The sequence below is a fragment of the Dapis purpurea BLCC-M126 genome (genome assembly GCF_050015975.1).
Classification (GTDB): Bacteria; Cyanobacteriota; Cyanobacteriia; order Cyanobacteriales; family Microcoleaceae; genus Trichodesmium.
Window position 1 is genome coordinate 23,526 of sequence record NZ_JBNHER010000286.1, and the last position, 26,392, is coordinate 49,917.

Below are 26,392 nucleotides of genomic sequence, written 5' to 3' on the forward strand. Positions count from 1 at the left end.
CACAATTCATATCAGATTGCTATATGTCCAATTAGGCGGATTTGATATCATACTAAATCCGGTTTAGAAAGAAGCTTTATTATGAAAGTAAGGCAGAAAAGTTAGAGATGAATTTAAAATACATCCAATACCTCATCTCCCTAAACTTTCTCCTCTACCCCCTTTTCCCCCCTCTCCCCAAACCTCTGACACTCCCGACATTCGCGATCGTATCGTATATATAAAATGGGTTTTATATCATCTATGGTTAAATACTTACACTTTGAAGGAAAGCACACTTCAATTCCAATTTTTCTGTCATTTTAAGAAGAAAAATATAGGAACTTTTTGACGATTCAGGGTTGAGTTTGCCATAATTACCCTAGTGGTTAAACTTGTAAAGTAACAATGGAAAAAATAGATAGTTTTAATATAGTATCTAAGAAAATTCTTGTGATGGATGATGACCCAGCAATTAGAAACTTAGTTCATCGCTTTTTAAGTAAACAAAACTATCAAGTAGAGTCTGCAGAAGATGGTGCAACAGCTTTAGTTTTGTTTAAAGAATTTCAACCAGACTTAGTTGTCTTAGATCTCAATTTACCAGACACTACTGGTTTTCAGCTTTATCAGGAAATGAAAAGTTATAAAGATGTTTTTGTACTGATACTAACAAGTTCAGCTGATGAACCAACTATAGTCGAAGGTTTTGAATTAGGTGCTGACGATTATCGCACAAAACCATTTTATTTATTAGAACTTCTTGCCCGTATTAGACGAATTTTTAAGCCTCACGATCCCTTCGATAGTCCTCATCTAAGAAAATCAGATCAACTCATATTCGGGGATTTGGTAATAGATTCTACTGCTAGAAAAGTTTTATTTAAGAATAAAATTATTCCTCTAACTCATATACAATTTAATTTATTATTTTGTATGGCTAGTAAACCAGGCCATGCTTGGGAACGGTCTGTATTATACAATGAAGTCTGGAATGATGACTGGCTGGTAGACCCAAAGTGTATTGATGTACACGTTGCTCAGATTCGCAAAAAGCTGAGAGAATGTGGCTGTGATTTTGAGTATATAACAACTGTTTGGAAAGTAGGTTATAAGTTTGAAGCTCCAGTAGAAAATCATTTTCTAGAGGAGTAAGTAATTTTAATTTTGCCTGGTAATTTTTATAAAAATTTTCTCCTCTTATTGTTTTAATCATCTGGACACGGTTACTCATCGATATTTAAAATAAATGTTTATATTTGTGCATTTTTAACTAATAAAAAACTTGATTTTTACTAACCTGATTTAGCAATTTTTTGTTGATTAAAATGTCAATATTTTATATTAAGATAACCCCACACTAAAATATTTACGTAGGAGTATAAACCCATATTCCACACGTTAACTTCTAACATTAAAAGTAGCATTAAAATCGCTGAATTGGTAGGTAGTTATACTATATAAATACTTAATTGTTTACTCAATTATGACTATTTTCTCCTGACTCCTGTACAGGCGAATAGCCATTAACCTAAGAGTTGATTTGGCGATAATTGCTGTAGAAGTTAAACTTGTAAAGTAACAATGGAAAAAATAGATAGTTTTAATATAGTATCTAAGAAAATTCTTGTGATGGATGATGACCCAGCAATTAGAAACTTAGTTCATCGCTTTTTAAGTAAACAAAACTATCAAGTAGAGTCTGCAGAAGATGGTAAAACAGCTTTAGTTTTGTTTAAAGAATTTCAGCCAGACTTAGTTGTCTTAGATATTAATTTACCAGACACTAATAGTTTTCAGCTTTGTCAGGAAATGAAAAGATCTAATGATGTTTTTGTACTGATGCTAACCAGTTTAAGTGATAATGAATATTATCCAATCAGATATGACTTCGATGCTGACGATTATTTGACAAAACCATTTGGTTTATTAGAACTTCTTGCCCGTATTAGACGAACACCTCATCCACCACCACCAGAGCAACTCGGGGATTTAGTAATAAATTCTACTACTAGAGAAGCGAAATTTAAGAATAAAATTATTCCTCTAACTCATATACAATTTAATTTATTATTTTGTATGGCTAGTAAACCAGGCCATGCTTGGGAACGGTCTGTATTATACAATGAAGTCTGGAATGATGACTGGCTGGTAGACCCAAAGTGTATTGATGTACACGTTGCTCAGATTCGCAAAAAGCTGAGAGAATGTGGCTGTGATTTTGAGTATATAACAACTGTTTGGAAAGTAGGTTATAAGTTTGAAGCTCCAGTAGAAAATCATTTTCTAGAGGAGTAAGTAATTTTAATTTTGCCTGGTAATTTTTATAAAAATTTGCTCCTCTTATTCTTTGGATAATCTGGACAAGCTTATTCGATAAATACTTCAAAAAAATGCTGATATTGCTGTTTATATTTGTGCATTTATTAACTAATAAAAAGTTTGAATTCGACTAACTTGATTTAGCAGTTTTTTGTTGATTAAAATGGAAATATTTTATAGTAGGATAACCCCATACTAAAATCTTTGCGTAGGAGCAGCAACCCAGATTCCGCACGTCAAATTGTAACATTAAAAGTAGTATTAAAATCCACAGCTTGGCAGGTATTTATGCTATAAAATCATCTTCATTGACCAAAAAATAAGGTTTCAAGTCTCCCTATTCCAGGAGGTACTGATAAACTAATAACTGATAACTGAAATGACCACTATGATTTTCTCCTGACTCCTGTACAGGCGAATGGCCATTCACCCAAGAGTTGATTTTGCGATAATTGCCCTAGCAGTTAAACTGATAAAGTAACGATGGAAAAAATGGGATAGTTTTAATATGGTATCTATTAAGATTCTTGTGGTGGATGATGACCCAGCAATTAGAAACTTAGTTCATCGCTATTTAAGTCAACAAAACTATCAAGTAGAGTCTGTAGAAGATGGTCAAACAGCCTTAGTTTTATTTAAGGAATTTCAACCAGACTTAGTTGTGTTAGATATCAATCTACCTGACACTACAGGTTTTCAGCTTTGTCAGGAAATGCAAAATTATAATGATGTGTTTGTACTGATGCTAACCAGTTTAGGTGATGAGCCGGATATAGCCAGAGCTTTTGCCTTAGGTGCTGACGATTATCTCAAAAAACCATTTGGTTTAGTAGAACTTGGTGCCCGTATTAGAGCAATCTTAAAGCGTCAAAGACTACCTTCTCAAAAAAAATCAGAGCAACTTATATTCGGGGATTTAGTAATAAATTCTACTACTAGAGAAGCGAAATTTAAGAATAAAATTATTCCTCTAACTCATATACAATTTAATTTATTATTTTGTATGGCTAGTAAACCAGGCCATGCTTGGGAACGGTCTGTATTATACAATGAAGTCTGGAATGATGACTGGCTGGTAGACCCAAAGTGTATTGATGTACACGTTGCTCAGATTCGCAAAAAGCTGAGAGAATGTGGCTGTGATTTTGAGTATATAACAACTGTTTGGAAAGTAGGTTATAAGTTTGAAACTCCAGCAGAAAATGATTCTATAGAGGAGTAATAACGTTTCTCAAAAATTTTGCTACATCTGATTGGGTAGAGAAGTGTGGGAGGTGGGGGGAGAGATAAATGTGGGAATAATAATTACTGAATTGACTGATAATTGTCAAAAACTGACTTTGAATCTGGATAATTACTTGAGTGTTGAAGTCTTAGTGAAGTATAGCATTAATGCATAGCAATTAATATAAGTAATTTCAATTTTCCCAGGTAATTTTTATAAAAATTTGCTCCTCTTATTGTTTGAATCATGTGGACATACCTAATCGATAAATACTTCAAATAAATGTTTATATTACTGTTTATATTTGTGCATTTATTAACTAATAAAAAGCTTTAATTTGACTAACCTAATTTAGTAGTTTTTTGTTGATAAAAATGTCAATATTTTATAGTCGCATAATCCCACACCAATATTTCAGTGTGGGAGTACATCACTAATCAAAATAGGCATCTAGTGGAATTTTAAAAGGATACATGACATAAATTGAATTTTTTCTGTCATTTGTTGTTCAAAAGCACCTAATATTAGTGATTGAAACTACAGCAAAATTAAGAGCAGTAGTAAGAAATTACCAAGGAAAAATAAAGGAGTTGCAGAAGGTGATTTTTTCTGGCTTTGGCAAAGATCATTATAATCGCTATTAGGAAAAGTATCTACAATCAGAGTAATATTATCATTACCTACTACATACACAATATCTTCAGGATAAATGGTAGTTTCTTGGAGAGATTTAGCATTCCATATACTACCCCGATAGCGGATTCTACCAAGTTCATTTGGTCGGATGATTTCATCAACAACTGCTTCCTTAGACATAGCTAAAAGATATGGATTATCTGAACTAGAATTTTGTAAGACACCATTAAAAGTATTTGACATTTACAACTCCTATCCTAATATATAAGTTAATTGTGACGATTATCTGTAGAAAAAGGGTAATTAGTAATTAAGCTATAGAAACTTTAGTATTAATTTTGTTCTATATTTTAAGCTTCGGTATTCCCAGTTGTAAATCTGGAATTTTTGCTCGAAAGTAGAAACTTTTTTTCAATCAGCAGTTAAGCTCCCTTTTGTCTAAGAAAGTGAGATTTTTAATTTCCTTATTTCCCTTAAGAGCTGCTTCATATTACCAAGGTGAACCAATCATGGTAAATGCTGCCCAATAATAAGGATGAGATAAATCTCTCTTACCTCCTCTAACTAACTCTAATGGTAAAGCCAAATGTTGATTACCATTTCGGAGAATATGACGATTTTCTAAATGTACATCTCCCCTTAACATTGCTAATTGAGCGGCTCGTAACGCTTCTGCTTTAATAGGTCTTTTTGACAAATGTTGATAAAACTCAGTCATTAAAGCTAATGTGCCAGTATCACTAACGTACCAAAGACTTGCCAAAGCAGACTTTACTCCAGCTTGCACTGCCAACCCTGCAAAACCTAACTCAGCATCTTCATCTCCCACAGCAGTAGTACAAGCACTCAAGACCAACAATTCTACTTGGGGAGTATACAAACGTAACTGACGCAACTCATTTAAGCGTAGCTTAGTATCCCAAAATTGAATATAAGAATTGTCAGCACTTCCTGGATGAAATTCTCCATGAGTAGCTAAGTGAATAATTCTGAATTTTTCTTTGCTGCGTTGCTGCTTCAAATTTTCTAGAGTAAATTCTTGATTCAAAAAAGACTTACCTTGCCAAAGATCATTCACAATGGTTTGAAGTTCTATAGGTACTGCTGGTAGAGGAGTTTGATTAGCATTAGCAGGAAATTCAGATGCTCCCATTGCCAAAACTTGAGCACCATTTAATCCGACATATCTTGTATCTGTTAAAGTAAAATTAGGAATTAAGCCTAAGCTATATTTTTCTACTAGGAATTGTTGACCATCGTGTAAAGCTGCTATCGGAATAGTTCTCAACCCACTATCCATCGAAAAAATTGTCATATTTATATTATTATCCAGCAATTCTTGAGCTATTGGAGCAATCAACCATTGATATAATTTTTGAGCATTTGATAAATAATCGTGAGAATCTAATTGACGAGGGGTTCTAATTTGGTTGGTAAATTTTTTAGCAACCTGAATTACCTCCTCCCTGTTTTTCTTAATACTTTTAACAACTGGTTTGCCATTGGGCAAAAATAATTGTAGTTCTAAATAATTGGGTTGTGCAGAAACATATATAATTGCTGGTTTGATGCCTATTTTGGCAACACTACTGAGAGTATTGCGAATATTTGCTGCTGTGGCAGTTCTCTTAGAGATATTTTTTCCTAAATAACTAGCAAATTCTCTGCCTCTGGTTAGCTCTATCTGGGATACAGTATCTGTTAGGCTAATTTGATGGAAATTATTCTTGGGAGAAATTTCTGAAGCAGTAGTTGTAATATTTTCTTCTACAACTATGGTTGGAGTTAGTTTTTGGGAAGACTTACCTTGAGCAGGATTTTCTATAGCAACCGTTCGCTCGGAAACTGGTGGAGTTAGGCTAGAGCTTGTATCTTCTAAAATAATAGTTGTCTCTAGATTTTCCGAAAGAAGTTGAGAATTATTTGTTTGTTCTAATTCTACTGTGGTTTGATTTTGATTTTCTACCACTAATGGGAAAATTTGTTCTTCTGAATTTATAGATGCTTGGAGATTATCTACATTTTCTGTGACTGAGGTAGTAATTTCAGAACTGTCTAAAACTTGTGAACTTGCTTCGGGATCTTGAGATGCTATCTGTACTTCTTGGTTTGTGTTTACGGATGCTTCATTATCTTCCTCAATAGGAATTTTACTTGTTTCTACCTCTATATTATCTAATACTTCGACTAATTCTGGATTTTCCGATGCTTCATCTAATTCGGGTTGAGTAACTGTAGCAGTTTGACTTTCTTCGTTAGAATTGCTAGACTCTGTTGAATCTGGTTGGGGTTGACTTTCTTGACTTTGTGACTCGGTTTCTGTTGTAGTTTCACTAGAGTTATTATTATTTAGTTGAGAGTTTTCTACTTCTTTTAGATTAAACCTATTGGGTAGAGATCGATCAGGCGAAATAGTAAATTTGCCATCTGTAATTGCTCCTACAGAACCGTTAGTTGTCGCATCTCCTACGGTAAAAGGTGTTTTTCCTGTACTAATAGCAATATTTCCCCCTACTACTTCTCCAGCAGTAGAAATGCTAGCAATATTCTGATTTTGACTGAAAAAAGTACCTGTTATTCTGAGAGTATCGTTCGTACTAATCTCTATATTACCTCCAATATTTCCACCTTCTGCTCGTATAGAGATAACTTCAATATCATTTTCCGCACTCAATTTAACTTCCCCAGCATTTCCTAATGTAGCGCTGGAATTTATTCTACCTGTAGTCAGGCGATCGCCTGCCTCTAGATTAATATTTCCTCCTGTTGTTGTTCCTGTAGTAGTTAGTTTTCCTGTTTCTATAGCACCACTCCCAGTAACAATATCAATGTTCCCCATGCTATTTTCTGATGTATTTGCAGTCACATCTCCAATTTTGACATCTCCTTGAATGCTATTAACACTAATTTCTCCAGGTGCAGAAATATCCCCAGTAAGAATATTACGATTAGCATTTAGAGTAATTTTGGCATCATCTGTTCCGGTTATTGTACCTGTACCTGTAATTGTTTCTGCTTGGATAGTCACCGGATCGCGAAATGTCACTCCATTGTTGTTGCTGTTTTCTGGAGAATATATAGTAATAGTACCGGAATTTTCAGATTTCCCGATGGTAATAGATGCAAAACCATCTGCCAAAGTTGCTAAGTCTGATGTTGTTAGGTGAAGGGGCGAATGGCCATTCTCCCCTTCTCTATTTTCAAACCCTCCCACAGTAATATTTTGATTTTCTGATGCTGACTGTAGGGTAAGTTTTCCATTACTACTAATACTATTTTCCCCACCTAAAAGGTTAATTTCGTTTCCAGTGATAGAAATATTGCCAGTTTCTCTATTGTCACTTGATGTTGATATTTGCCGAAGGTTGAGAGTATTTTCAGATGTAATATCAATATTTCCACCACTTTGTTTACCTTCAGCATTAATATTTTCTGTATCAATATCAATAGCAGCATTTATCATAACATTCCCACCTCTACCATCTGAAGAAGTAGCGTCTATACCTACTGTTTTAATCTCAATCCTACCTGTTTGACTATTGATATTAATATTTCCACCTCTGGACTCTCCACTGGAATTAATTTCTCCTGTAATAATATCTCCATGAGCATCAATATTTATATCTCCTCCATTACCTTCTACTGTTATATTTTGATTGGCAGTAGATAAGTTATTAGTCATAACAAAACCTTGGCTACTGCTCAGATTTAGTTCTCCTCCTTTTGTATTAATACTACCCGTATTAATTGTTGTTCCAGAAATACTAATTGCTGCCCCTTGAGTATTAATAGTATTTTGTGAATCTATCGTAAATGAACCTAAATTATTTTGGTCACTATCTGCTATAAATGAGATTTCACCTCTTGTATTGGCAAAGTTTAATTCAGCTTCAGATAAATTGTTGATAGTTATATTATCTGATGCTTCAATCCTAATATTTGTATCTGATATAGTTTCTATTGATGATTTGGTAATTTGAGATTCTGTTGCCGTTTCTCCAATTAAAGGATCTTCTTCTATCAATGATTCAGGAATTTCAGATTCTGTTGCCGTTTCTCCAGTTGAAGGATCTTCTTCTATTGAAGATTCAGGAATTTCAGATTCTGTTGTCGTTTCTCCAGATAAAGAATTATCTGCGATATCAATATTACCATCTACAATATTAATATTTTCAGCCTTCAAGGATAAATTCCCTAAAGTATCTGGAGAACCTAAATTAATAGTACCATCAAAAATCAAAGATCCTTGGCTAGAAACTTCTACTCTATTTTCAGTAGATTTTTGTTCTCCTGAAACAGACTCTTCCCCGACATGACTAAGAGCTTCTATTTTACCAAAAAATCTAGTTTCTTCTACACTTGAAATAACTACATTACCTCCCTTACCTAGAAAAGATGTAGCAGATATTTGTGTTTTTTCATCGACATAAGTACGAGTAGCATTAGGAACAGTTGCTAAACCTGGAAAATCTCCACCAATTCTAATATTTCCACTTCCATGAATACCAGAAGCATTCAGTTTTGCATCAAATAATCCTACTTTTTCTCCCAAAATATTGATTCTACTTTTGTTTAAAAAATCTGAATTTTCTGCCGAAGAAATATCCAGGGAACCAGAGACAATAGTTGTACCTGAATCTGTAGGGATTATCAGATTTGAGCCTGTCAAAACTACTTGATTATCATCATTAACCATCACTCCAGTAGCTACTTCCATAGCCTCACTATTACCAGTTAACATTTCAGGTATAGATAAAGCATTTAAAGTTGGTAATTCTTCTGTAGAATTTGTGCTTAAACTTTCTCCATCTTCAGTTTTTATTTCTAAACTTAACAAACGCCCTTCTTGACTAATACGAACTATATTTTCTCCTGGAACTGTAGAGATTGTAATTTCACCACCAGGTGCAGATATTTTACCTGTATTAATAATTGTGCCACCCAATAAAGTTATACTTTCTCCTGCTTCAACCGTTAATTCACCTTCATTTATTATTGCTCCAGAATTAGTAATGGGGAAGGAAAAAGCACTGGGACTTCCTGTTAAAATATCGTAGTTATTTTCACCTCTAGAATTAAACCAACCATTATCAAAACCAATACTTGAACCAGTAGTTACGACAAAAGACGCAGGTATATCTAATCTAGCATTTTTACCCACAAAAATACCAGCGGGATTCATAATAAATAAGTTAGAATTTCCCCCTGTCACCTGAATTAAACCATTAATTACTGAAGCATCTCCACCCGTAACACGAGTTAGAATATTTTTTATATTGGGGTTAGATATAAAGTTAACAATTTGGTTTTCTCCCAGATTAAATCTACTGAAACTATGGAAAAGATTTGCATTATCTTCTGATCGCTTTCCACCTTTAATATCGAAGCGGGTTTGAGAAGAATTGTTTGATGGTTTTACCGGAGTTACTACTGTATTAGTTGAGTTTGGTTCGGGAGCTATTGGTTGAGTCGATGGTTGGGCTAATGCGGTTTGAGCGGAAAATATTGGCCATGGAATTATTCCGACCCTACCATTATTTTTGCTGTTGTTGAATGGAAAGAGTGTAGCAATGTCCAATACCCAAAGTCCAGTTAAGGGGACGGATATAAGAATCTGGTAAATTTTATAGATGGGTACATCGTTCATTAGTTTGTGATATTTTTTTTCTGATGGGCATCATAAAACCATTTTTTAGTCAAAAATAATTTTTTTTAATCATCTCAGAAGTAATTTATTATGAGATTACTATGGTTTCATTCCTACTCTAATCCATAATATTCAGAACTCTCCTGTATAGTGACGCAAGTAAGAAATAATATCCTAACTAAGTTTGAAGATTTATCAATGTCTGCCCCCTATTTGGGTAATGCTATAACCATAGAATCAATGGTTTGAAAAAGGAAATAGAGTAGGACTTTCCACTGAGTAGATAAATAAAGCTAGACTCCCGATAGTTATAGGGGTTTTCAGGTGAGTGAACCAAATGCTAAAAACACCATTCTTCTAGGGAGGTTTCATAAAACGTCCCTACTAGACTGACACAGAATAGGGAATCTGCATTAGGGCTGGATTTATCATGGAATTTTGATGTATTAATTTGAACACTGAATCCGTCCCTACTATTGCAAAATTTTAGGTGTGTCAGTCCACTATTATTTATCTAACTAACTTTTGACTTTTAAATTTTAACTTTTGACCTGAAAATTATGCGTCTAATTGGCTTAACTGGCGGTATTAGCACCGGAAAAACTACAGTCTCTAATTATTTGAGTAAAAACTACCAGTTTCCAATTTGGGATGCAGATATTTATGCGCGGGAAGCTGTACAACCTGGTTCATCAATTTTAGAAGGTATAGTAGAACACTATGGTCAAAATATTGTCTTACCTAATGGTAACCTAGATAGGGGAAAATTAGGAGACATTGTTTTTAACGATCAAAACGAGTTACATTGGTTAGAGCAACAGATTCATCCTTATGTTCGCGATCGCTTTCAACAGAATATTCAGCATTTTCTCGTAAAAAATAGTCAATCTGAGCAGAAAAATTCTATAGAAGTAACATCTCATCAAACTACTTCTCAAGATCCGACAGCAGTATTAGTAATACCATTGTTGTTTGAAGCTAAGATGACTGACTTAGTAACAGAAATTTGGGTTATATGGGCTACACCCCAAAAACAAATAGAGAGATTAATGAAACGAGACAGCTTGAGTCAAAAACAAGCTTACACTCGAATTAATAATCAGATGTCCCTGGAAGAAAAATGTCAAAAGGCGGATATAGTTGTGGATAACTCCTCTACTCTAGAAATCTTGTTGAAACAAGTGGACTCAGCAATCGCTTACCGGCAAAATAATTCAGTTTTTGGCTGAAAAAAGCACTTAAAGTCATAGAAAAGCTATCACCCCTTTTATCCTGAAGACACTACATAAGGTGTGTATAAATAGTAGAAACTCCTTGTATGGACAATGGAAAAATCCCATGAGTCTCTACCTATCTATTGATATTTCCATCATAATCTCTATGATGGTCTCTCGCAAGTTCTGCAGCTTCCAATTAAATAATTCAACCTCAAATATCCAAAATTTTTTAACTCAAGTTAGGATATTTTTTAATGAACGAGGTAGTGGACGAGATGAAGTGTAGTTTAGTAACTCAAAATTCATAACTATAAAGTCAAGTCAAAATTTAATTCCAGGTACTCCCCCGAATCAAGTTGATTTAACTATCAATTAGATTGCTAGAGGATCTGGAATTAATTTTTTTGAGAGTAAGGAAGAAGGAAGAAGTAAGAAGGAAGAAGGAAGAAATATTTCGGATGATTAGTTATCAAAAAGTTTTTGTTTGTAGTTGTGCGTAGAAAATTATCCCACCAATTACCGAATAATTAAGGTTTAAAGCCTCTCACTCGCCGTGGAGAAACAAGCGGTCGTTTGCGAAGCAGTCCGTTAGGATGGGATGGCGAGGTCTCCCGCTCTTGCAGAGCCGCTAACGCTAACGCCATATCCAATCGACCAAGAGAGAAAAAATTTTCCTTTTATTCAATCCAATCCGTTTTAGGGAGAGGTGATTATCAATTATCAATTATTGAACAATGCCTATTTTTTGCTATTCCCTAGAGGAAAAAAAGGTAGTGTTAGACATAAACTTATAATCCTCTGAAGAACTCACTCGCCAAGTTTCATCACCTAGCACTTCCAAAACTTGATGATGATATTGTAACAAAGTTGGTCGGTGTCCTACACTAATATAAGTGGTTGATAAACTTTGCAAATGTTGGTAAAGACTTTGTTCATTTTGCACATCTAAGGCACTCGTTGCCTCATCTAAAATTGCATAACGGGGTTGAGTTAGCAATAGACGAGCAAAAGCTACGCGCTGTTGTTCTCCCATTGACAAAACACTATCCCAATCTTCAGTAGTATCTAAACCACCGAATCTTTCAGCTAAGTCTGGTAAATTAACTTCTTCTAGCACTCGGTAAATTTCTGCATCAGAAATATTTAAGTCAGTGCGTGGATATAAGAGTTGATCTCGCAAAGAACCTAAAATCAGATAAGGACGTTGTGGTAAAAAAAGAATCTCTTCTAATTTTGGTCGGTAAATTTTTCCCGTTCCAGAATTCCATAAACCAGCGATCGCTCGCAATATAGAACTTTTTCCACCACCACTCATCCCCATAATTAATAGTCCTTCTCCGGGTTGTAATTCTATAGATACATTTTTAACTAAAGTTCTTTGATAATTAGGGGTTTGCAGGGTCAGTTGCTGTAAACTTAAACGTGAGTCTTCAACTGTATCAATTGTTGTACTACTCTCTACAGACAATACTTTTGGTTCTTCTAGAACTTTGACAAAACTCTCTAAACGTTCAATTCCTGCGATAAAACTGGTAAGGAATTCAAACATCCTAACAATAATATTCAAGGATTTAAAGACCCTTCCAAAAGCTCCATTCGCTTTTTGTATTGCTCCCACTTCTAACCCTGGTTCCCCTGCCAAAATTCTCGGACCAATAACTAATGCTGGTAACATCCAGGTAATATAACCATATACGTTTTGAAAAATATCTAAGTTTCTCTCCCAAGTAATTACTTTATTATAAATACTTAAAACCGGAGCAAATATCTGCTTAATATAGGTAAATTCTCTATTACCTCCATTATAAAAAGCAATTGATTCAGCATTCTCTCGAATTCTCACTAAACCAAATCGAAAATTTGCCTCTCGTTTCAGTTGTTCTTTTTTAATTGGAATCAAAATTTTACCAAAACCTATAGTTGTAATCAGCATACCTCCGAGAGAATATATGACTAAAATTAGAACCAAGAAATTTGATTGTTCCCAAAGTAAAATTCCAAATTGAACCAGGTTAATAATTGCCAAGGTAAACTGCCTAAATAGAGTTATAGAACGATGACAAAATGAGGCAATATCTTCTGTAATTCGCTGGTCTGGATTATCAATTTCTCGATAAAAAGTATTGACTCTATAAAAACAATTATTTTGAAAATATTTATCTAAATAAAATTTAGTCAACCACTGTCTAGAATACAGACGAATTTTATCTTCTATATACTGCCAAGTAGCAACAGTCACAGCTAAAACAATCGAAGCACCAATATAGAAAAATGCAGATTGCCAGAATCTCTCAGAGTCCCTATCAACTAAAGCAGAAATTAATTCTCCTTGTTGTTTTAGTTGATTAACTCCTATAGTTGAATCTAAACTGAGAAAACAAAGCAGCAATATAAGTAAACCAATTGCTCGCCATTTCTCTGGAGAATCCCACCAATATAGTTTACCAATTGCCCAAAAACTCTGGAAAGCATGGAAAAAAAGTTTTATATTTTTCATTTTCTATAACTTAACATAAATAAAGCTAATCTGCATACTATATCAAATAAGCTCCGGGGGTAGTGATATAATTTCTGAATGTATATAATCAGTTTTGAAGATATAGCTCATGTTATAATATCTAGAACAAAACTTTTTTATTAAGGTTTATAGTTGTCGCCAAAAAAAATCTATAGTTAGATTTTTGGAAAAATTTTATTTACATAATATATAATTATTTATATACAGTTTAATCTTATTTTGGCGTAAAAAAAAATTAAAATTATGACTGAATTTAGTGACTTAAAATCTTTTGTCGATTCCTGGGAAGATAGATTTGTTGAAGTAACAGAATTTGACATATTTAAACATAGTGCTAACGGTAATATTAATACTGACGGTACTGCTGCTTGTTGTGATTCACCAATTTTTACTAAATATCATCGTTATTTTAAGCGGTCGATTGAACCAGGAGTTAGAGATTTAATTATTGCTTTAATTCTGAAATTAAATTGTATAACTTATTCTAGTTGTCAAGGTCATTTTTCTACAAAAGATTCAGCAATGAGGCAGAGATATGTAGCAGTTATGCCCCGTAATGATGATGAATATCAGCAGTTATTTAATACTTTTAATCAAATAGCTAAATTGACAAATTATCAATTTACTGAGAATCCGGTGAAAGTTGTAGTAGGTAATGATAATTTAGAATCAGAAGGAAAAACGACAAAATGTTTGACTTTATTCTTTGTCTCAAATAATGCTAATGAATCAGAATATTTTCGAGAAATTGAATCTGTTTATAATTATGTCATACAGCAGATTAATCAGATCAACAATTAGTCTGAAATATGTGTAATTAAAAGGCAAAATATACTGCCTTAACTGGTGGGCTTTGAATAGTACCTTGATGAAGTTGAGCGATCGCAGCTATGCAAGCAGACACTTTATCTTCCCACTAATTCCATTTGATGATCGGGATATTCAGCGGTTAATTTTTTCAAGTATTTTATTGTTAAAATAGGCATAACTATTACTTCATATATCCAGCTTTGACATAATAATAGTTATAATATTTTTTGGTTAAGATAAACCTGTTAAACTATAGTGTCTAAAATACCTATTGTTGGGTTTCCTTTGTCAACCTAACCTACTAAATTCTAGTTTTTTATTGTAAAAATTTTTATGAAAAAAGTAGCCGTATTTGGTAATGCAGGTGGTGGTAAGTCAACCCTAAGCAAGCAATTATCCGCAATAATTAATCTTCCCCTCTATGTCTTAGACAAAATCAAATATCGCTCAGGAGGTACAGAAGTTTCAGATAGCGAATATAAGCTTACTCACGACAAAATCTTAGGGAGTAATGAATGGGTGATTGACGGATTTGGTTCTATTGAAACGCTATGGCCTAGGCTAAATGAAGCTGATACCCTGATTTACATTGACCTACCTTTGCCCCTTCACTTTTGGTGGGTGACAAAACGGTTTTTAACAAGTTTTTTTGTCTCTCCCGATGGGTGGCCGGAACGTAGTCCACTATTAAAGAGTTCTATGAATAGCTACCGTAATCTCTGGCTATGTCACAAGTATCTGACTCCAAAATATCGAGATTATATTGAACAAGCTCAAAACAGTAAGTGTGTCTATCACCTCAAATCAACTGAACAAATTGCAGAATTTTTGAAGTTAATTGAAACTGAGACAAGCTCCGAAAATACATAACATAATTAGGACTTATATTATGTGCCCCCTCCGGGGGAGCTACGAATTGCGGATAATCACTTATAATAAAGTTTTTGTTTGTAGTAGGGCTTCAGCCCGATCTACTAGTTGGGGCTGAAGCCCTACTACGAACTGTAATTATAATAACTATTTAACCGAACATAATATATTATGTTCCGATAATCAATTATAAAAAAATATTCTGGTAGGGATGTTTCATGCAACTTCCCTAAAGAGAAGGGAAAATCAGATAGTATTACTAAACGATCGCCTTTAAATAAACTCTTTAGTGATCGCCTGCTTTATTAATAACTACAAAACTTCATCAGGGTTAATACCTCTTTCCCTGGAAATTTCTGCTAGTCTATCAGCACCTTGTTTTTTGTCTGCTCATATGCTTTCATTTTAGACACCTATATCTATCATTTTTATCTTTTTTTCTCCAAGATTTCTTCCTTTTTCCTTACTTCTACTATTTAGAGTCTTTTTTTTGCTGAAAATTGACGAATAGTTGATTATTGTTATCTGCTTGAAAAGGCTCAATAACAGAAACATGATGATAGGGAATACCCAAGGAAATTCCGGCTTCATCAAGGGCTTTTTTCACTCGCCGACGAAATTCACGACCCAGTGACCAATGTTTGGCTGGTGGCGTTTTAATGAGCAAATGAATCAGAATCCCCTCATGGGATAGCTCATCAACACCTAAAACTTCTACTGGATCAAGGAAATGTTCCTTCCACTGTTCTTCACTTTGCAATTTATTTGCTACCTGAGTCATCACTTCAATGGCTCGATCAACATCTTCATTCCAAGCAATTTTGATCGTAAAATTAACCCTTGACCAGTTTTTAGTCATATTAATTACGGAGTCGATCCTACGATTAGGAATAGCAATTAATTGTCCGTCTAAATTGCGTAGGGAAGTGATAAATAAATTAATATCCTCTACAAACCCTGACATTCCACCACCAACATCAATTACATCCCCAATAGCATAGCGATCGGTTGATAGAATTAAGATTCCATTCAACAGATCTTCAAGTATACTGCGGGAAAGAAAAGCTACGGCAACAGCAAAAAAACCTGCACTAGCTAATACTGCTAGATTAACTCCTAGTAAGAAGAGACTCAAGTAGATACCAAAGAAAATTGTAAAAAAGCTAATAGCTTTTTTGAGTGTCTTAGAATAAGTATCAACTCTGAGAGTATAACGATTGGATGTCGGATACAGGAGCTGTCCTTCTTGTGCCCAACGATGGAGCAGAAAATCAATGAGAATACTTCCCAGTTTATCTATTAAGCTTAATCCTAGCCATAGAATAATTAAAATTACCATTTGGTCGAAGAGATAGAACGAAAGAAAGCGGGTTTGGCGAAAAGTAAACACAATTCCAATCAACCCCAGAGATAGTAACAAGAATTGAAAAATCAACATCAGTCTCACAAACAACTGATAGAAATTTTGTCTTTGTTTAATCAGGTTTTGACGTTGCAAAAAAAACTTTGTTGTAGAAATTGGAGTTTTAAGCGCTAGTGACTTAGTTTTCCGAGCTAAACGCCGAATCAAATTGAATAAATTTATGTGTGATGGCGGGGATGAAGATTGCTTTATGGAAGGTTGAACTGAAATATTATCTTGCCTAGTTATTTCCTTTTCTAGTTTTATTGTCTCTGAGGGTTCTTCTCTGTTACTTATATTCTCTTCTATACTGTCAGGGTTAACTTCAGGCTTAATGACACTATTAACTTCAGCTTTAGTCGCTATACTTTCGGTTAGTTGACTAAGTTGTTGTCGCAATTCTTTGTTATGTTTGATCAGGAAATTGCGAATTAAATGACTCAACCAGATAAGTGCCAATACTAGGACAATAATTACAACAGAGATTTTGGCTCGCCACCCAGGATGTTGTAAATATAATTCATGTCCCCAGAGGATATAACTGAAAGAGGTACGAATGTTGTTACGCCAAATCTCAGCTAATTCTTGAATGTTTTTTCCATTAGCTTTAGCATCTGGATCGGTGATGGTGACAATAGTTTGTGTAGTTATGCCTAATTTGGGTTGCTCTGGTAAATAAATAACAGTCTGTTGATTTTCAGTGCCCACTTCTACTTGAGGGGTCAAAGGGTGTAATATTTTTTCTGTTGTAGGCAGCCAAAATTGCCAATCTGGTCTATATGGAACTTCTGATTCTGTTTGCTGATTGATAATAAAGTTAATAATTTGTTTAAAGATTTGTACAACTAATTGCGATCGCTGTTCTAATTGTTGGATAATTTCCACATTTGAGCTATTGATGTCTTGAGGTGCAGCTAAGGTTAAATCTCCTTTTAATCCTTGCTTTAGGTCACCGTCAATGAAATTAATGTCACTACACCAAAACCTACCACAACGAACAGCTTTATGTAAGTCCCAAGGGTTAGATGTAAGTTGAGGACTTTGGTTATCACTTCCGGGCATAAACAAAGGAATTTGTCCTAAAGTTTTAGGGGACAAAGTTAAGCTTAAGGTTAAGCTGAGAATACTAATTATAAGAAATTTGATAGTTTGTTTGAAAGTTTTATTCATATTAAATCTGTGAGAAAGTATTTATAAATTGTGTTTTTTGTACGGGCAATTTATAAAATATCATGTCCGGTTGAATAATTATATGAAATACGTTAATGTTTGCTACCAAAGATTGATAGGGGGATGGGGAGATGGAGAGATTTGTATATTTGCACAATTTTTTGTATTTCATATTACAATTACGCTCGTAGTTTTGCTCTAGCCCCTGAAATCCTTATCTTAGGACTAAAGCCCAACTACAAAGTTTATATAATTAATTATCCAGATTTTATATTATTCCTACAGATAAGCTTTGTAGGTAAGTTCCGATTAAATTATTCAAGAGTGGGAGCATCTTGCTCCCGTCTGTAAGTGAGAAGCTTAAATGATCCTATTATGTCTAGTTGAATACCTGTTATTAAAAATAATTTATTGAAACTTTTACCAACAGATAATTTTAAAACTTAAAATTTAAACCAGTTGTATAATAAAAATTCCATTGAGGATTATCCTCAAAAATAGTTTCGTTTCTAAATCTTAGAAATAATCGATTAGTAAATGACCACCTTTTACTAATAGGAATAGAAAAGGTAGTATTATATGTACTAATGAAGTTTTCGCTATCCCTGAAAGACTGACCAAAGACAAATATTTGGTTAAAAGTTGCACTGCCAATTTTCACCCCTCTTCCGATAAAAGCAATACCAAGTGTGGGGTCAACTCTATTCCGCCGTTCTTCAAAGTCAATGTAATCATATTCATAACGAGGACTAAAGAAAAATTGAATGTCCCAAGACTCCTTGGCAGTTTCTCCACGCCACAGGTTGAATCCTGCTCCTACAGTGGGCGAGATAATAACTGTTAAGTCTTCATCATCATTTTTTGCAGCCAATAGTTCTTGATTAGTGTTGGCGAACAGATTGGCTGCAAAATGCCAGTCTTGATTCAAATGACGGCGATATAATACTGCAGTCAAACTGCTAGGACGATATTTCTCATCCTCAGCTCTGCTACTATCAAAAGAAACAGAAACACTGCTATCAATGAATACATCAGACCTTGGCCATTGCTTATAAAGATTAGAATTTGTGCCTATATTCCAGGTAGTATCTCGAAAAGAAGAAATAGTTGCTGCAAAACCAAGACTAAACTCCACCCGCTCTTCCTGAAAAGGATATTCAGCAACAGGTGGGGGTTCTTCTGTAATTGTTTTAGTTTCAGAAATTAGGGTTTGACTTTGGGAAATCAGGGTTTGTGATGAATCTTCTAAACCAAGACTTTGATATGTCAGGGCAATTTCCAGTAATAATTGTCCTTGTGTGAGCTTATCCTCAACAGAATTAGCAATTTCTACTGTTAGTTCTAATATTTCTTGCGCTTTGTCTAACTGCCCAATTTGTGCATATTGCTGGGCAATATTAGTTAGTAAATTGACTTGTATTGTTTGCTCTACTAAACTATTAGTAATTGCCAAAGATTTAGCTAGGATTTCTTCAGCTTTTTCAAGCTCACTTAATTCAATATATTTAAGAGCAATCTGATTAAGTAAAATTGCTTTTGCTTGGGAATCCTCCATTTGATTCACAGTTTCTAGAACTTCTAAAAGTTGAGATTTAGGGTTAGAAACTGCTAAAGATGGAGTAACTAAAGTTTCTGACAAAGCATCTCTATCAGGCAAAGGAAGAGCCAATATTTGGTTATTTGTTTTCTCACATAAAACAGTTACCAACAGGCAACAAAGCAGAAATTTTCCTATCATTTAGATTTTTATAGTCCTCACTCTTGCTCTTTCAATAATTAATTATTACCTCTCCTTAAAACGGATAGGATTGACCAAAATGATTTTTTTTCTTCTCTTGGTCGATTGGATATGGCGCACTTCGGAGCGGCTCTGTAATACCAATTCCCAAAAGTAATGCTATACTTGAGTGACACTTCAGTTATTAATTAATTAATACAATAAAAATAACTTATTCCCAAATTATAAGCCAGTTAATGTTAATTATTATTATATTTAATTCTCCCCTCACCTCCCACCCTCCCCCACCTAATCAAACATAGCAACATTTTTGATAAATGGTATAATAGCGGGAAACCTCGCCATCTCTCGACCGCTTTTTCTCTTGAAATAGAAGGCTTTAGACCTTAATTATTCGGTAACAGGATTGATGTTAATATTATTAACTCAAATATACTGTTCAATTGATTCTCTGAGCAAATATAGAGACAAGAAATCTTATTTCTTTATCTTCAATTCCGTTACAGTTTTAACCAGAGGTAATTATCCATTATCAGTTAATGAAAAGCATTATAAACTAATTTTAATCATTAAGTTGTGTAAGTCCCATTAGTTAAAAATATCCCAAATGGGTTCTATAGAAAGATTGTTTAAAATAAAAAATAACGCTGCGCCATTGGTAAAACAGAGGCAGGTTCACAAGTTAGTAGTTCACCATCTGCTCTCACTTCATAAGTTTCAGGATTCACTTCTATTTTTGGGGTAGCTTCATTGAGTTTCATATCTGCTTTGCTAATCTTTCGTGTATTACTAACAGCTACAGCAGGAGTTTTTAAACTGATTTGTTGGGGTATCCCATCATTTAATGCTTCTTGAGAGACAAAGGTTAAAGAAGTAGTGGGAATTGCGCCACCAAAGCTACCAAACATGGGACGCATATATACAGGTTGGGGTGTAGGAATACTAGCATTTGGATCGCCCATTTGTGCCCAAGCGATCGCTCCTCCTTTAATGACAATTTCTGGTTTAACCCCAAACATCGCAGGTTTCCAAAGGCAAATATCGGCTAATTTACCTGTTTCAATGGAACCAACATAATCGCTAATACCGTGCATAATTGCTGGATTGATAGTATATTTAGCAATGTAGCGTTTAGCGCGAAAATTATCCGCTACTTCCTCTGTATCGGAACCTAAAATACCTCTTTGTACTTTCATTTTGTGAGCAGTTTGCCAAGTACGAATAATTACTTCTCCTACTCTACCCATTGCTTGAGAATCAGAAGCGATCGCGCTAAATGCCCCTAGATCGTGCAAAATATCTTCCGCTGCAATAGTTTCTTTGCGTATCCTAGATTCAGCAAAGGCTACATCTTCAGGAATATTTTTATCCAGGTGGTGACAGACCATCAACATATCAAGATGTTCTTCTAAAGTATTGACAGTGAAGGGACGAGTCGGATTAGTTGAAGAAGGTAATACATTTTTGAGGGCGCAAACTTTAATAATGTCTGGTGCGTGTCCACCTCCCGCACCTTCTGTATGATAGGTATGAATTACTCGGTTTTTAAAAGCAGCGATCGTGTTTTCCACAAAACCTGCTTCATTCAGAGTATCTGTATGGATGGCTACCTGTACGTCATATTTATCGGCAACACTCAAACAAGTGTCAATGGCAGCAGGAGTTGTTCCCCAATCTTCATGGAGTTTTAAACCCATAGCTCCAGCTTTAATTTGTTCTATTAACCCTTCTGATTTCGCACTATTTCCCTTGCCCAAAAAGCCCAAATTCATTGGAAAAGCATCGGCAGCTTGCAGCATCATCCAAATGTTCCACTTACCAGGAGTACAGGTGGTAGCATTCGTACCTGTTGCGGGGCCTGTGCCACCTCCTATCATTGTGGTTATGCCAGAAGCGATCGCTATTTCTATTTGTTGAGGGCAAATAAAGTGAATGTGGCTATCTATTCCCCCTGCTGTAATAATATGTCCTTCTCCAGCGATGATTTCAGTAGATGGACCAATAATAATATCTACCCCATCTTGAATATAGGGATTACCTGCTTTGCCGATTTTATCAATCTTGCCGTCTTTGATGCCAATATCAGCTTTGACGACACCCCACCAATCTAGAATTAGGGCATTAGTAATTACTAAATCTACCGCACCAGCTTCACGAGATATGGGTGATTGTCCCATTCCATCGCGGATTACTTTGCCTCCACCAAACTTTACTTCATCACCATAAGTCGTGTAATCTCGTTCCACTTCAATAAATAATTCTGTATCTGCCAAACGCACGCGATCGCCTACTGTTGGTCCATAGGTATCAGCATAAGCGCGTCGATTCATACGATAACTCATAACTTTAATTCCTAAATAATCAAGTTTGTGTTTGTAGTAGGGCTTCATCCCTATCTATACTTCGGGCTGAAGCCCTACTACGAGCTTTAATTATACAGGACTTACGCATAACCACGATCTTTAGTAGGGGCGATTTCCTCCGGAATGCTGCGCAAACGCGAATCGCCCCTACAGATGGTGTGTGATTTGATATTTTGCGTATGTCCTCTTATAATAACTATTTAACCGAAGATAATATTAGAGCTGGGAACAGGATTTCGGGCTGAAGCCCTACTACGAGCTTTAATTAATTAGCGAACAACCTCTGAGCTAATTTGGGATGTTGCATTTGAGCGATATCAATCAAAGGAGTACAAGACCACATTTGCTCTAGATTCATTGATGCAGCAGTTGACCAAACTGCTTCAATATCTGGTACTAATTGGAGTAAAATTTGCTGTGTTTGTATATGTCCTAAAATACCCAAACGAATAGCTGCTCCCAATATATTAGTAACTAAACCATGTAAAAAAGCCAACACTGCATCTCGTTCCTTTAAACCTGCTACTGAAGTAATAACACCAAAAATAACTGGATGTAAACAGTGTATTTTCCCGCTAATAGCCTCCTGATTGAGACTTTTTAATCGTTCGTCTTGCCAAGTAGAAGTAGCTACCATTAGCAAAGCTCGTCCACTTTGACGCTGAGTTTCTCTATTTTTAGCGATCGCCGTTTGAATAAATAGTTGTTTATCAGCTTCTCTCACTGCCTCTAGATTTCCGTTTTTAATACCGCGATAACTGTGAATTAATGCTACCACATCACTAACTCCAACTTTGTTCCGTAATAATATTTGCAAGAAATACAAAATTTCTTGCTTTGACTGAATTTTTCCAGTTTGAACTAAAGTTTCTAGTCCGTGAGAAAAGGTAAAAGAACCACTTGGGAAAAAAGAATCAGATAACTGCATTAAGGCAAGTTGTTGGGGTATTTCAGTCATTAGGGATTAGACCTCTCCAAAATAGAAATTAAGGTAAAATTGTAGTGGCCAATTATATATATGCTGTCCCCAAATGAATAATGTATTAGAATATATTTATAATCATCCAAAAGAAACAAAAAGGATTATTGGTATTACAGATAAACAACTAATAAAATTAATAGAAAATGCTCAAAAAGTTGAAGAAAAAAAAAGACAGGCGAGATAGCTGGCGCTAGGCTCCGCCAACGCCAGTGAAGAAAAAAGATTAATTAAGGCAGGAGGAGGAAGAAAAAAGTCTTTAGGCAAGGCGGAAGAGATAATGTTGACATTATATTATTTGCATCATGTACCAACATTTCAACTGCTAGGAGCAATATTTGGAGTTAGTGAGTCAACAGCAAATAATATTTTTCATTATTGGATAGATATTTTGAGGGAATTATTACCATCTAGTTTACTAGAAGAATTCTCGGGAAAAGAAAACGAATATTTATGGATAAAAGAAGCTTTGAAAGAAATAGAATTGATAGTTGATAGTACAGAACAGGATATCTTCAGGCCAAAAAATGATGAAAAGCAGAAAAAATATTACTCAGGAAAGCAAAAAAGTCATACGTTGAAAAATCAAATAGTAATCACAGATAAGGGAGAAGAAATAGTTGATGTAATAGTAGGAGAAAGAGGTCCAGAGACTGATATAAATTTATTCAAAAAACAACAAAAAAAGTTTGATAAAGAACAAATATTTCAAGGAGATAAAGGTTATCAAGGTGGGGAAAGAATTGACACGCCAAAGAAAAAAAAAGAAACTATAAAATGTCATACAAAGTAAAGAAAGAGAATCAAAAAAAAGCTCAAAAAAGAATATTTGTAGAACATGTAATAAGACTGATAAAAATATTTAGAGTGGCACGAGAAAGATTCAGATTAAAAGAGAGTAATTATGAAAAAGTAATTTTAACAATATGTGGTTTAGTGAGATTAAGAATAGGAACACTAATGTTAACATAAGTCATAACTTTAGGTATAATAAAAAGCAAGAAATAATTACATAAAAATGGTAAATAATTAACAATAACTATCTGTAATACTATAAATCTCATCAAAAATGACTATCTGGAGGAGCTGGCGTTGGCGGAGCCTAGCGGCAGCTACATCGCTCTCTCAAAGATAGTTACAGTAAGTGCTTGATAATTTTTGGAGATGTCTATTAGTGAGTAGCAGACTGTTTTATCTAAAATAGTACAATAGTAGGGGCGGGTTTGTTTTTGAAATGAACGAGTTTAACCATTAGATGAAATAAACCCGCCCCCAAATCAATACGCACAGTCACTCCTCTACATTCCCATTCTCCTGTCTCCTGTTTCCTGTCTCCTGTCTCCTACCCCTACTAAAAGACTTTTTCAGCAAACCCTATTTAGATATGATGACTATGGTGAGAAAATTGTAAATGTTCTTGGGGAGAGCGTGATTCATAATCTATTTTCAAACCAGGAATTTTAAACTTAGTAATAGTAGCTTCAATTATCTCTGCATCTATTATTAATTGAATATAAATTTTATTTTTTTTAATAATTATTGGCCAGTGATGATTGCCCAAAACATGACCTAGATGAACCAATTCTATGGTGTAGTTTTCTACAGGTTCGGTAAAACTTAAGACCATCAATCTTTGCTCTTGTAGATGAATTAATAATAGCTGACCAGATTTGGTAATAAATACATCTCCTTCAGATATAGACCAATCTCTATTTTTAATAATACCTACAATTGTTCCAGAAGTTGATTTAGCTTGAATTCTGCCTTTGCCACTATCGGTTTGACTCAGATATATCTCTAAACAATTGTCTAAAGTACGGGCTGATTTTACCCTTTGTGATAGGTTTGCATCCTTTGTCAGATTACCTAGATAAGTTTCTGCTATTTCTCTAATTTGTTCGACCATTTAATTTATTTGGGAATATAGGGTAAACTGGAGCGGTTAGTTAAATGACGGACAGAATTTAAAGCATATTTAATATACTTTTTTATTTGTAGAGTTTTACTAGCTAAAACACGAATCAATAAACCTTTATTATTAGGTAATACAGAACTACCTAAGAGCAGATCGGAACAATTAGCTCCCTCAAGATTTTCGAGTTTTTGAGTAAGTACCTCAATATCGCTGTGTGGTTGGACTATGATTAAATTAGCTAGTACAGGCTTTGAAGCAAATAGATCGCTGTGCTTGAATAGATTGTGCTTTCCTTCTAAGTGAATAGTATCTCTAAAACATATTTCTTCTGCCATTGAGCTAATCTCTAACTGACTAAAATAATAGCGGAATTCGTACCACTCTTTCCTAGCTAGTCTGCCAGGAAGAATAATCTCGCTCCAAAAAAGTTCTGCGTCAGAGTGAAGTTGAATGTAAGTACTTTGCTCCAATGCCGCATCTGCAAATAAAATTAGAGGTTCTGGTACTAATTCTAATCTCGCTCCTGCTTCAACTTTAATTTTTATGTTAGTTGTTGCTTTAGTAGCTGTGATTGGCATAGCATGAACTTTAATGGCAGCTTGGTCAGTAAGATAAAGACTAGCCCCCTTTTCTAGCTGTAAAGATAAACTCAAATTATCTCCTGCCAATAAACCAGGTGATGTATTGGTAAGATACAAGTAAGCAGTACGGATATCGGCCGTATCCAGGCGAAATACACCAGATAAACGCAAAGGATGAGTTGTATACTGATGAGTTACTACAGTTTGACCAAAACTATTGCGCTCTAGTTTTATCTCCAAATTATCTCTGCCCATCACTTTTTCAAATTAGTTACTAGACATCTCTAAAAAAGGTTCTCAAATTCTGACATAAATTACGGGAAAATACTCTATACAGAGTTGAAAAACTATAACGTTATAGATATGTGTTTAGAATCTCAAAAGGTAGTCCTGCATAGTCATGGTGCAGGAAAAAGGAATAATACCAAATCCAGTTATCAAAGGCTGATTTTTCAAAATCCTCTTAATCATCTCCCCATCTCCCCATTTCCCTATCCTCCCATTTCCCCATCTGCCCAAAATAGTAATTTATAAACCAGATTTAGTATAACTGGTATGGGAGCAAGATACTCCTACTACAACTATTGCGCTCTAGTTTTATCTCTAAATTATCTGTGCCCATCACTCTTTCAAATTCAAATTAGTGACTAGAGATCTCCAAAAAAGGTTCTCAAACTCTGAGATAAATTCCAGAAAAACACTATATACAGCGTTCAAAAACTATAACGTTATAGATATGTAGTGTTTATAAGTCAAAAATGCCTAATTCCTTGCCTGGAAATTTCAATTCTCAATTCTCAATTCTCAATTCTTGAATGTTCTCAAACTCTTATACCATTTTCATAAAATATTGCTACAGTGACAGAACAGGTAAAAAGAGATAGAGAACGCTGGAACTAGGAAAGATAAATAGATAAAAAATGGAGGAAAAAAATTTAATTTTGACAACTAATCTAAGTCATAAAGTCAGGACTTACGCAAAGACACTATATATAGCGTATACTAAATAGAGCGATGTAG

The 26,392-nt window shown here is 34.6% G+C and carries 16 protein-coding genes and 1 pseudogene; 8 read left to right on the forward strand and 9 right to left on the reverse strand.

The window, feature by feature from the left end; translation table 11 throughout:
- Positions 1 to 387 precede the first annotated feature (387 nt).
- The 3 genes from ACP6PL_RS26050 (at position 388) to ACP6PL_RS26060 (ending at position 3,523) form a co-directional block, all read left to right on the forward strand.
- On the forward strand, positions 388 to 1,134 hold the full coding sequence (locus tag ACP6PL_RS26050) for a response regulator transcription factor (RefSeq protein ID WP_426548245.1): 747 nt from the start codon (positions 388 to 390) through the stop codon (positions 1,132 to 1,134).
- A 429-nt stretch (positions 1,135 to 1,563) separates the two neighbouring features.
- The gene (locus ACP6PL_RS26055) at positions 1,564 to 2,277 is read left to right on the forward strand and encodes a response regulator transcription factor (protein WP_426548246.1); all 714 of its coding nucleotides are present in this window, start codon (positions 1,564 to 1,566) and stop codon (positions 2,275 to 2,277) included.
- A 532-nt stretch (positions 2,278 to 2,809) separates the two neighbouring features.
- Positions 2,810 to 3,523, forward strand: a complete 714-nt coding sequence (locus tag ACP6PL_RS26060) for a response regulator transcription factor (RefSeq protein WP_426548247.1) — start codon at positions 2,810 to 2,812, stop codon at positions 3,521 to 3,523.
- A gap of 540 nt (positions 3,524 to 4,063) precedes the next feature.
- Here the strand turns inward: ACP6PL_RS26060 and ACP6PL_RS26065 are convergent.
- Both ACP6PL_RS26065 and ACP6PL_RS26070 read right to left on the reverse strand, forming a co-directional pair.
- The gene (locus tag ACP6PL_RS26065) at positions 4,064 to 4,405 is read right to left on the reverse strand and encodes an NfeD family protein (protein ID WP_426548248.1); all 342 of its coding nucleotides are present in this window, start codon (positions 4,403 to 4,405) and stop codon (positions 4,064 to 4,066) included.
- Between the two features lie 247 nt (positions 4,406 to 4,652).
- On the reverse strand, positions 4,653 to 9,809 hold the full coding sequence (locus tag ACP6PL_RS26070) for a CHAT domain-containing protein (RefSeq protein WP_426548249.1): 5,157 nt from the start codon (positions 9,807 to 9,809) through the stop codon (positions 4,653 to 4,655).
- 560 nt (positions 9,810 to 10,369) lie between these two features.
- Between ACP6PL_RS26070 and coaE the strand changes: the two genes are divergently transcribed.
- The gene (coaE, locus tag ACP6PL_RS26075) at positions 10,370 to 11,038 is read left to right on the forward strand and encodes a dephospho-CoA kinase (protein WP_426548250.1); all 669 of its coding nucleotides are present in this window, start codon (positions 10,370 to 10,372) and stop codon (positions 11,036 to 11,038) included.
- A 736-nt stretch (positions 11,039 to 11,774) separates the two neighbouring features.
- Here the strand turns inward: coaE and ACP6PL_RS26080 are convergent.
- Positions 11,775 to 13,523 carry an ABC transporter ATP-binding protein/permease gene (locus ACP6PL_RS26080; RefSeq protein WP_426548251.1) on the reverse strand — a complete coding sequence of 583 codons (1,749 nt, stop codon included), beginning with the start codon at positions 13,521 to 13,523 and terminating at the stop codon, positions 11,775 to 11,777.
- Positions 13,524 to 13,787: 264 nt separating this feature from the next.
- Between ACP6PL_RS26080 and ACP6PL_RS26085 the strand changes: the two genes are divergently transcribed.
- Both ACP6PL_RS26085 and ACP6PL_RS26090 read left to right on the forward strand, forming a co-directional pair.
- Positions 13,788 to 14,345 (forward strand): hypothetical protein, encoded by a 558-nt coding sequence (locus ACP6PL_RS26085; protein ID WP_426548252.1) that lies wholly within the window; start codon positions 13,788 to 13,790, stop codon positions 14,343 to 14,345.
- Positions 14,346 to 14,687: 342 nt separating this feature from the next.
- A complete protein-coding gene (locus ACP6PL_RS26090) occupies positions 14,688 to 15,224 on the forward strand; it encodes a P-loop NTPase family protein (RefSeq protein WP_426548253.1) in 537 nt (178 codons plus the stop codon).
- A 472-nt stretch (positions 15,225 to 15,696) separates the two neighbouring features.
- On the opposite strand, the gene ACP6PL_RS26095 is transcribed toward ACP6PL_RS26090, so the two are convergent.
- From ACP6PL_RS26095 to ACP6PL_RS26110, 4 genes are all read right to left on the reverse strand, one after another.
- Positions 15,697 to 17,796: a mechanosensitive ion channel family protein gene (locus ACP6PL_RS26095; RefSeq protein ID WP_426548254.1), complete on the reverse strand. Its 2,100-nt coding sequence runs from the start codon at positions 17,794 to 17,796 to the stop codon at positions 15,697 to 15,699.
- A 436-nt stretch (positions 17,797 to 18,232) separates the two neighbouring features.
- Positions 18,233 to 19,534 carry a tetratricopeptide repeat protein gene (locus ACP6PL_RS26100; RefSeq protein ID WP_426548255.1) on the reverse strand — a complete coding sequence of 434 codons (1,302 nt, stop codon included), beginning with the start codon at positions 19,532 to 19,534 and terminating at the stop codon, positions 18,233 to 18,235.
- A 629-nt stretch (positions 19,535 to 20,163) separates the two neighbouring features.
- Complete coding sequence (ureC, locus tag ACP6PL_RS26105; RefSeq protein WP_426548256.1) at positions 20,164 to 21,876, reverse strand: urease subunit alpha; 1,713 nt, start codon at positions 21,874 to 21,876, stop codon at positions 20,164 to 20,166.
- Between the two features lie 286 nt (positions 21,877 to 22,162).
- A complete protein-coding gene (locus ACP6PL_RS26110; protein WP_426548257.1) occupies positions 22,163 to 22,855 on the reverse strand; it encodes an urease accessory protein UreF in 693 nt (230 codons plus the stop codon).
- Positions 22,856 to 22,928: 73 nt separating this feature from the next.
- Between ACP6PL_RS26110 and ACP6PL_RS26115 the strand changes: the two genes are divergently transcribed.
- Together ACP6PL_RS26115 and ACP6PL_RS26120 are read left to right on the forward strand one after the other, a co-directional pair.
- Positions 22,929 to 23,063: a hypothetical protein gene (locus ACP6PL_RS26115; protein WP_426548258.1), complete on the forward strand. Its 135-nt coding sequence runs from the start codon at positions 22,929 to 22,931 to the stop codon at positions 23,061 to 23,063.
- A gap of 93 nt (positions 23,064 to 23,156) precedes the next feature.
- A pseudogene (locus ACP6PL_RS26120) lies at positions 23,157 to 23,848 on the forward strand (transposase).
- A gap of 406 nt (positions 23,849 to 24,254) precedes the next feature.
- Here ACP6PL_RS26120 and ACP6PL_RS26125 read toward each other — a convergent pair.
- On the reverse strand, positions 24,255 to 24,782 hold the full coding sequence (locus ACP6PL_RS26125) for an urease accessory protein UreE (protein WP_426548259.1): 528 nt from the start codon (positions 24,780 to 24,782) through the stop codon (positions 24,255 to 24,257).
- A 5-nt stretch (positions 24,783 to 24,787) separates the two neighbouring features.
- On the reverse strand, positions 24,788 to 25,627 hold the full coding sequence (locus ACP6PL_RS26130; protein ID WP_426548260.1) for an urease accessory protein UreD: 840 nt from the start codon (positions 25,625 to 25,627) through the stop codon (positions 24,788 to 24,790).
- Positions 25,628 to 26,392: the final 765 nt, after the last annotated feature.

Coding starts and splice junctions, on each gene's coding strand:
- ACP6PL_RS26050 (WP_426548245.1), top strand. CDS start 388: ATGGAAAAAATAGATAGTTTTAATATAGTATCTAAGAAAATTCTTGTG.
- ACP6PL_RS26055 (WP_426548246.1), top strand. CDS start 1,564: ATGGAAAAAATAGATAGTTTTAATATAGTATCTAAGAAAATTCTTGTG.
- ACP6PL_RS26060 (WP_426548247.1), top strand. CDS start 2,810: ATGGTATCTATTAAGATTCTTGTGGTGGATGATGACCCAGCAATTAGA.
- ACP6PL_RS26065 (WP_426548248.1), bottom strand. CDS start 4,405: ATGTCAAATACTTTTAATGGTGTCTTACAAAATTCTAGTTCAGATAAT.
- ACP6PL_RS26070 (WP_426548249.1), bottom strand. CDS start 9,809: ATGAACGATGTACCCATCTATAAAATTTACCAGATTCTTATATCCGTC.
- coaE (WP_426548250.1), top strand. CDS start 10,370: ATGCGTCTAATTGGCTTAACTGGCGGTATTAGCACCGGAAAAACTACA.
- ACP6PL_RS26080 (WP_426548251.1), bottom strand. CDS start 13,523: ATGAAAAATATAAAACTTTTTTTCCATGCTTTCCAGAGTTTTTGGGCA.
- ACP6PL_RS26085 (WP_426548252.1), top strand. CDS start 13,788: ATGACTGAATTTAGTGACTTAAAATCTTTTGTCGATTCCTGGGAAGAT.
- ACP6PL_RS26090 (WP_426548253.1), top strand. CDS start 14,688: ATGAAAAAAGTAGCCGTATTTGGTAATGCAGGTGGTGGTAAGTCAACC.
- ACP6PL_RS26095 (WP_426548254.1), bottom strand. CDS start 17,796: ATGAATAAAACTTTCAAACAAACTATCAAATTTCTTATAATTAGTATT.
- ACP6PL_RS26100 (WP_426548255.1), bottom strand. CDS start 19,534: ATGATAGGAAAATTTCTGCTTTGTTGCCTGTTGGTAACTGTTTTATGT.
- ureC (WP_426548256.1), bottom strand. CDS start 21,876: ATGAGTTATCGTATGAATCGACGCGCTTATGCTGATACCTATGGACCA.
- ACP6PL_RS26110 (WP_426548257.1), bottom strand. CDS start 22,855: ATGACTGAAATACCCCAACAACTTGCCTTAATGCAGTTATCTGATTCT.
- ACP6PL_RS26115 (WP_426548258.1), top strand. CDS start 22,929: ATGAATAATGTATTAGAATATATTTATAATCATCCAAAAGAAACAAAA.
- ACP6PL_RS26125 (WP_426548259.1), bottom strand. CDS start 24,782: ATGGTCGAACAAATTAGAGAAATAGCAGAAACTTATCTAGGTAATCTG.
- ACP6PL_RS26130 (WP_426548260.1), bottom strand. CDS start 25,627: ATGGGCAGAGATAATTTGGAGATAAAACTAGAGCGCAATAGTTTTGGT.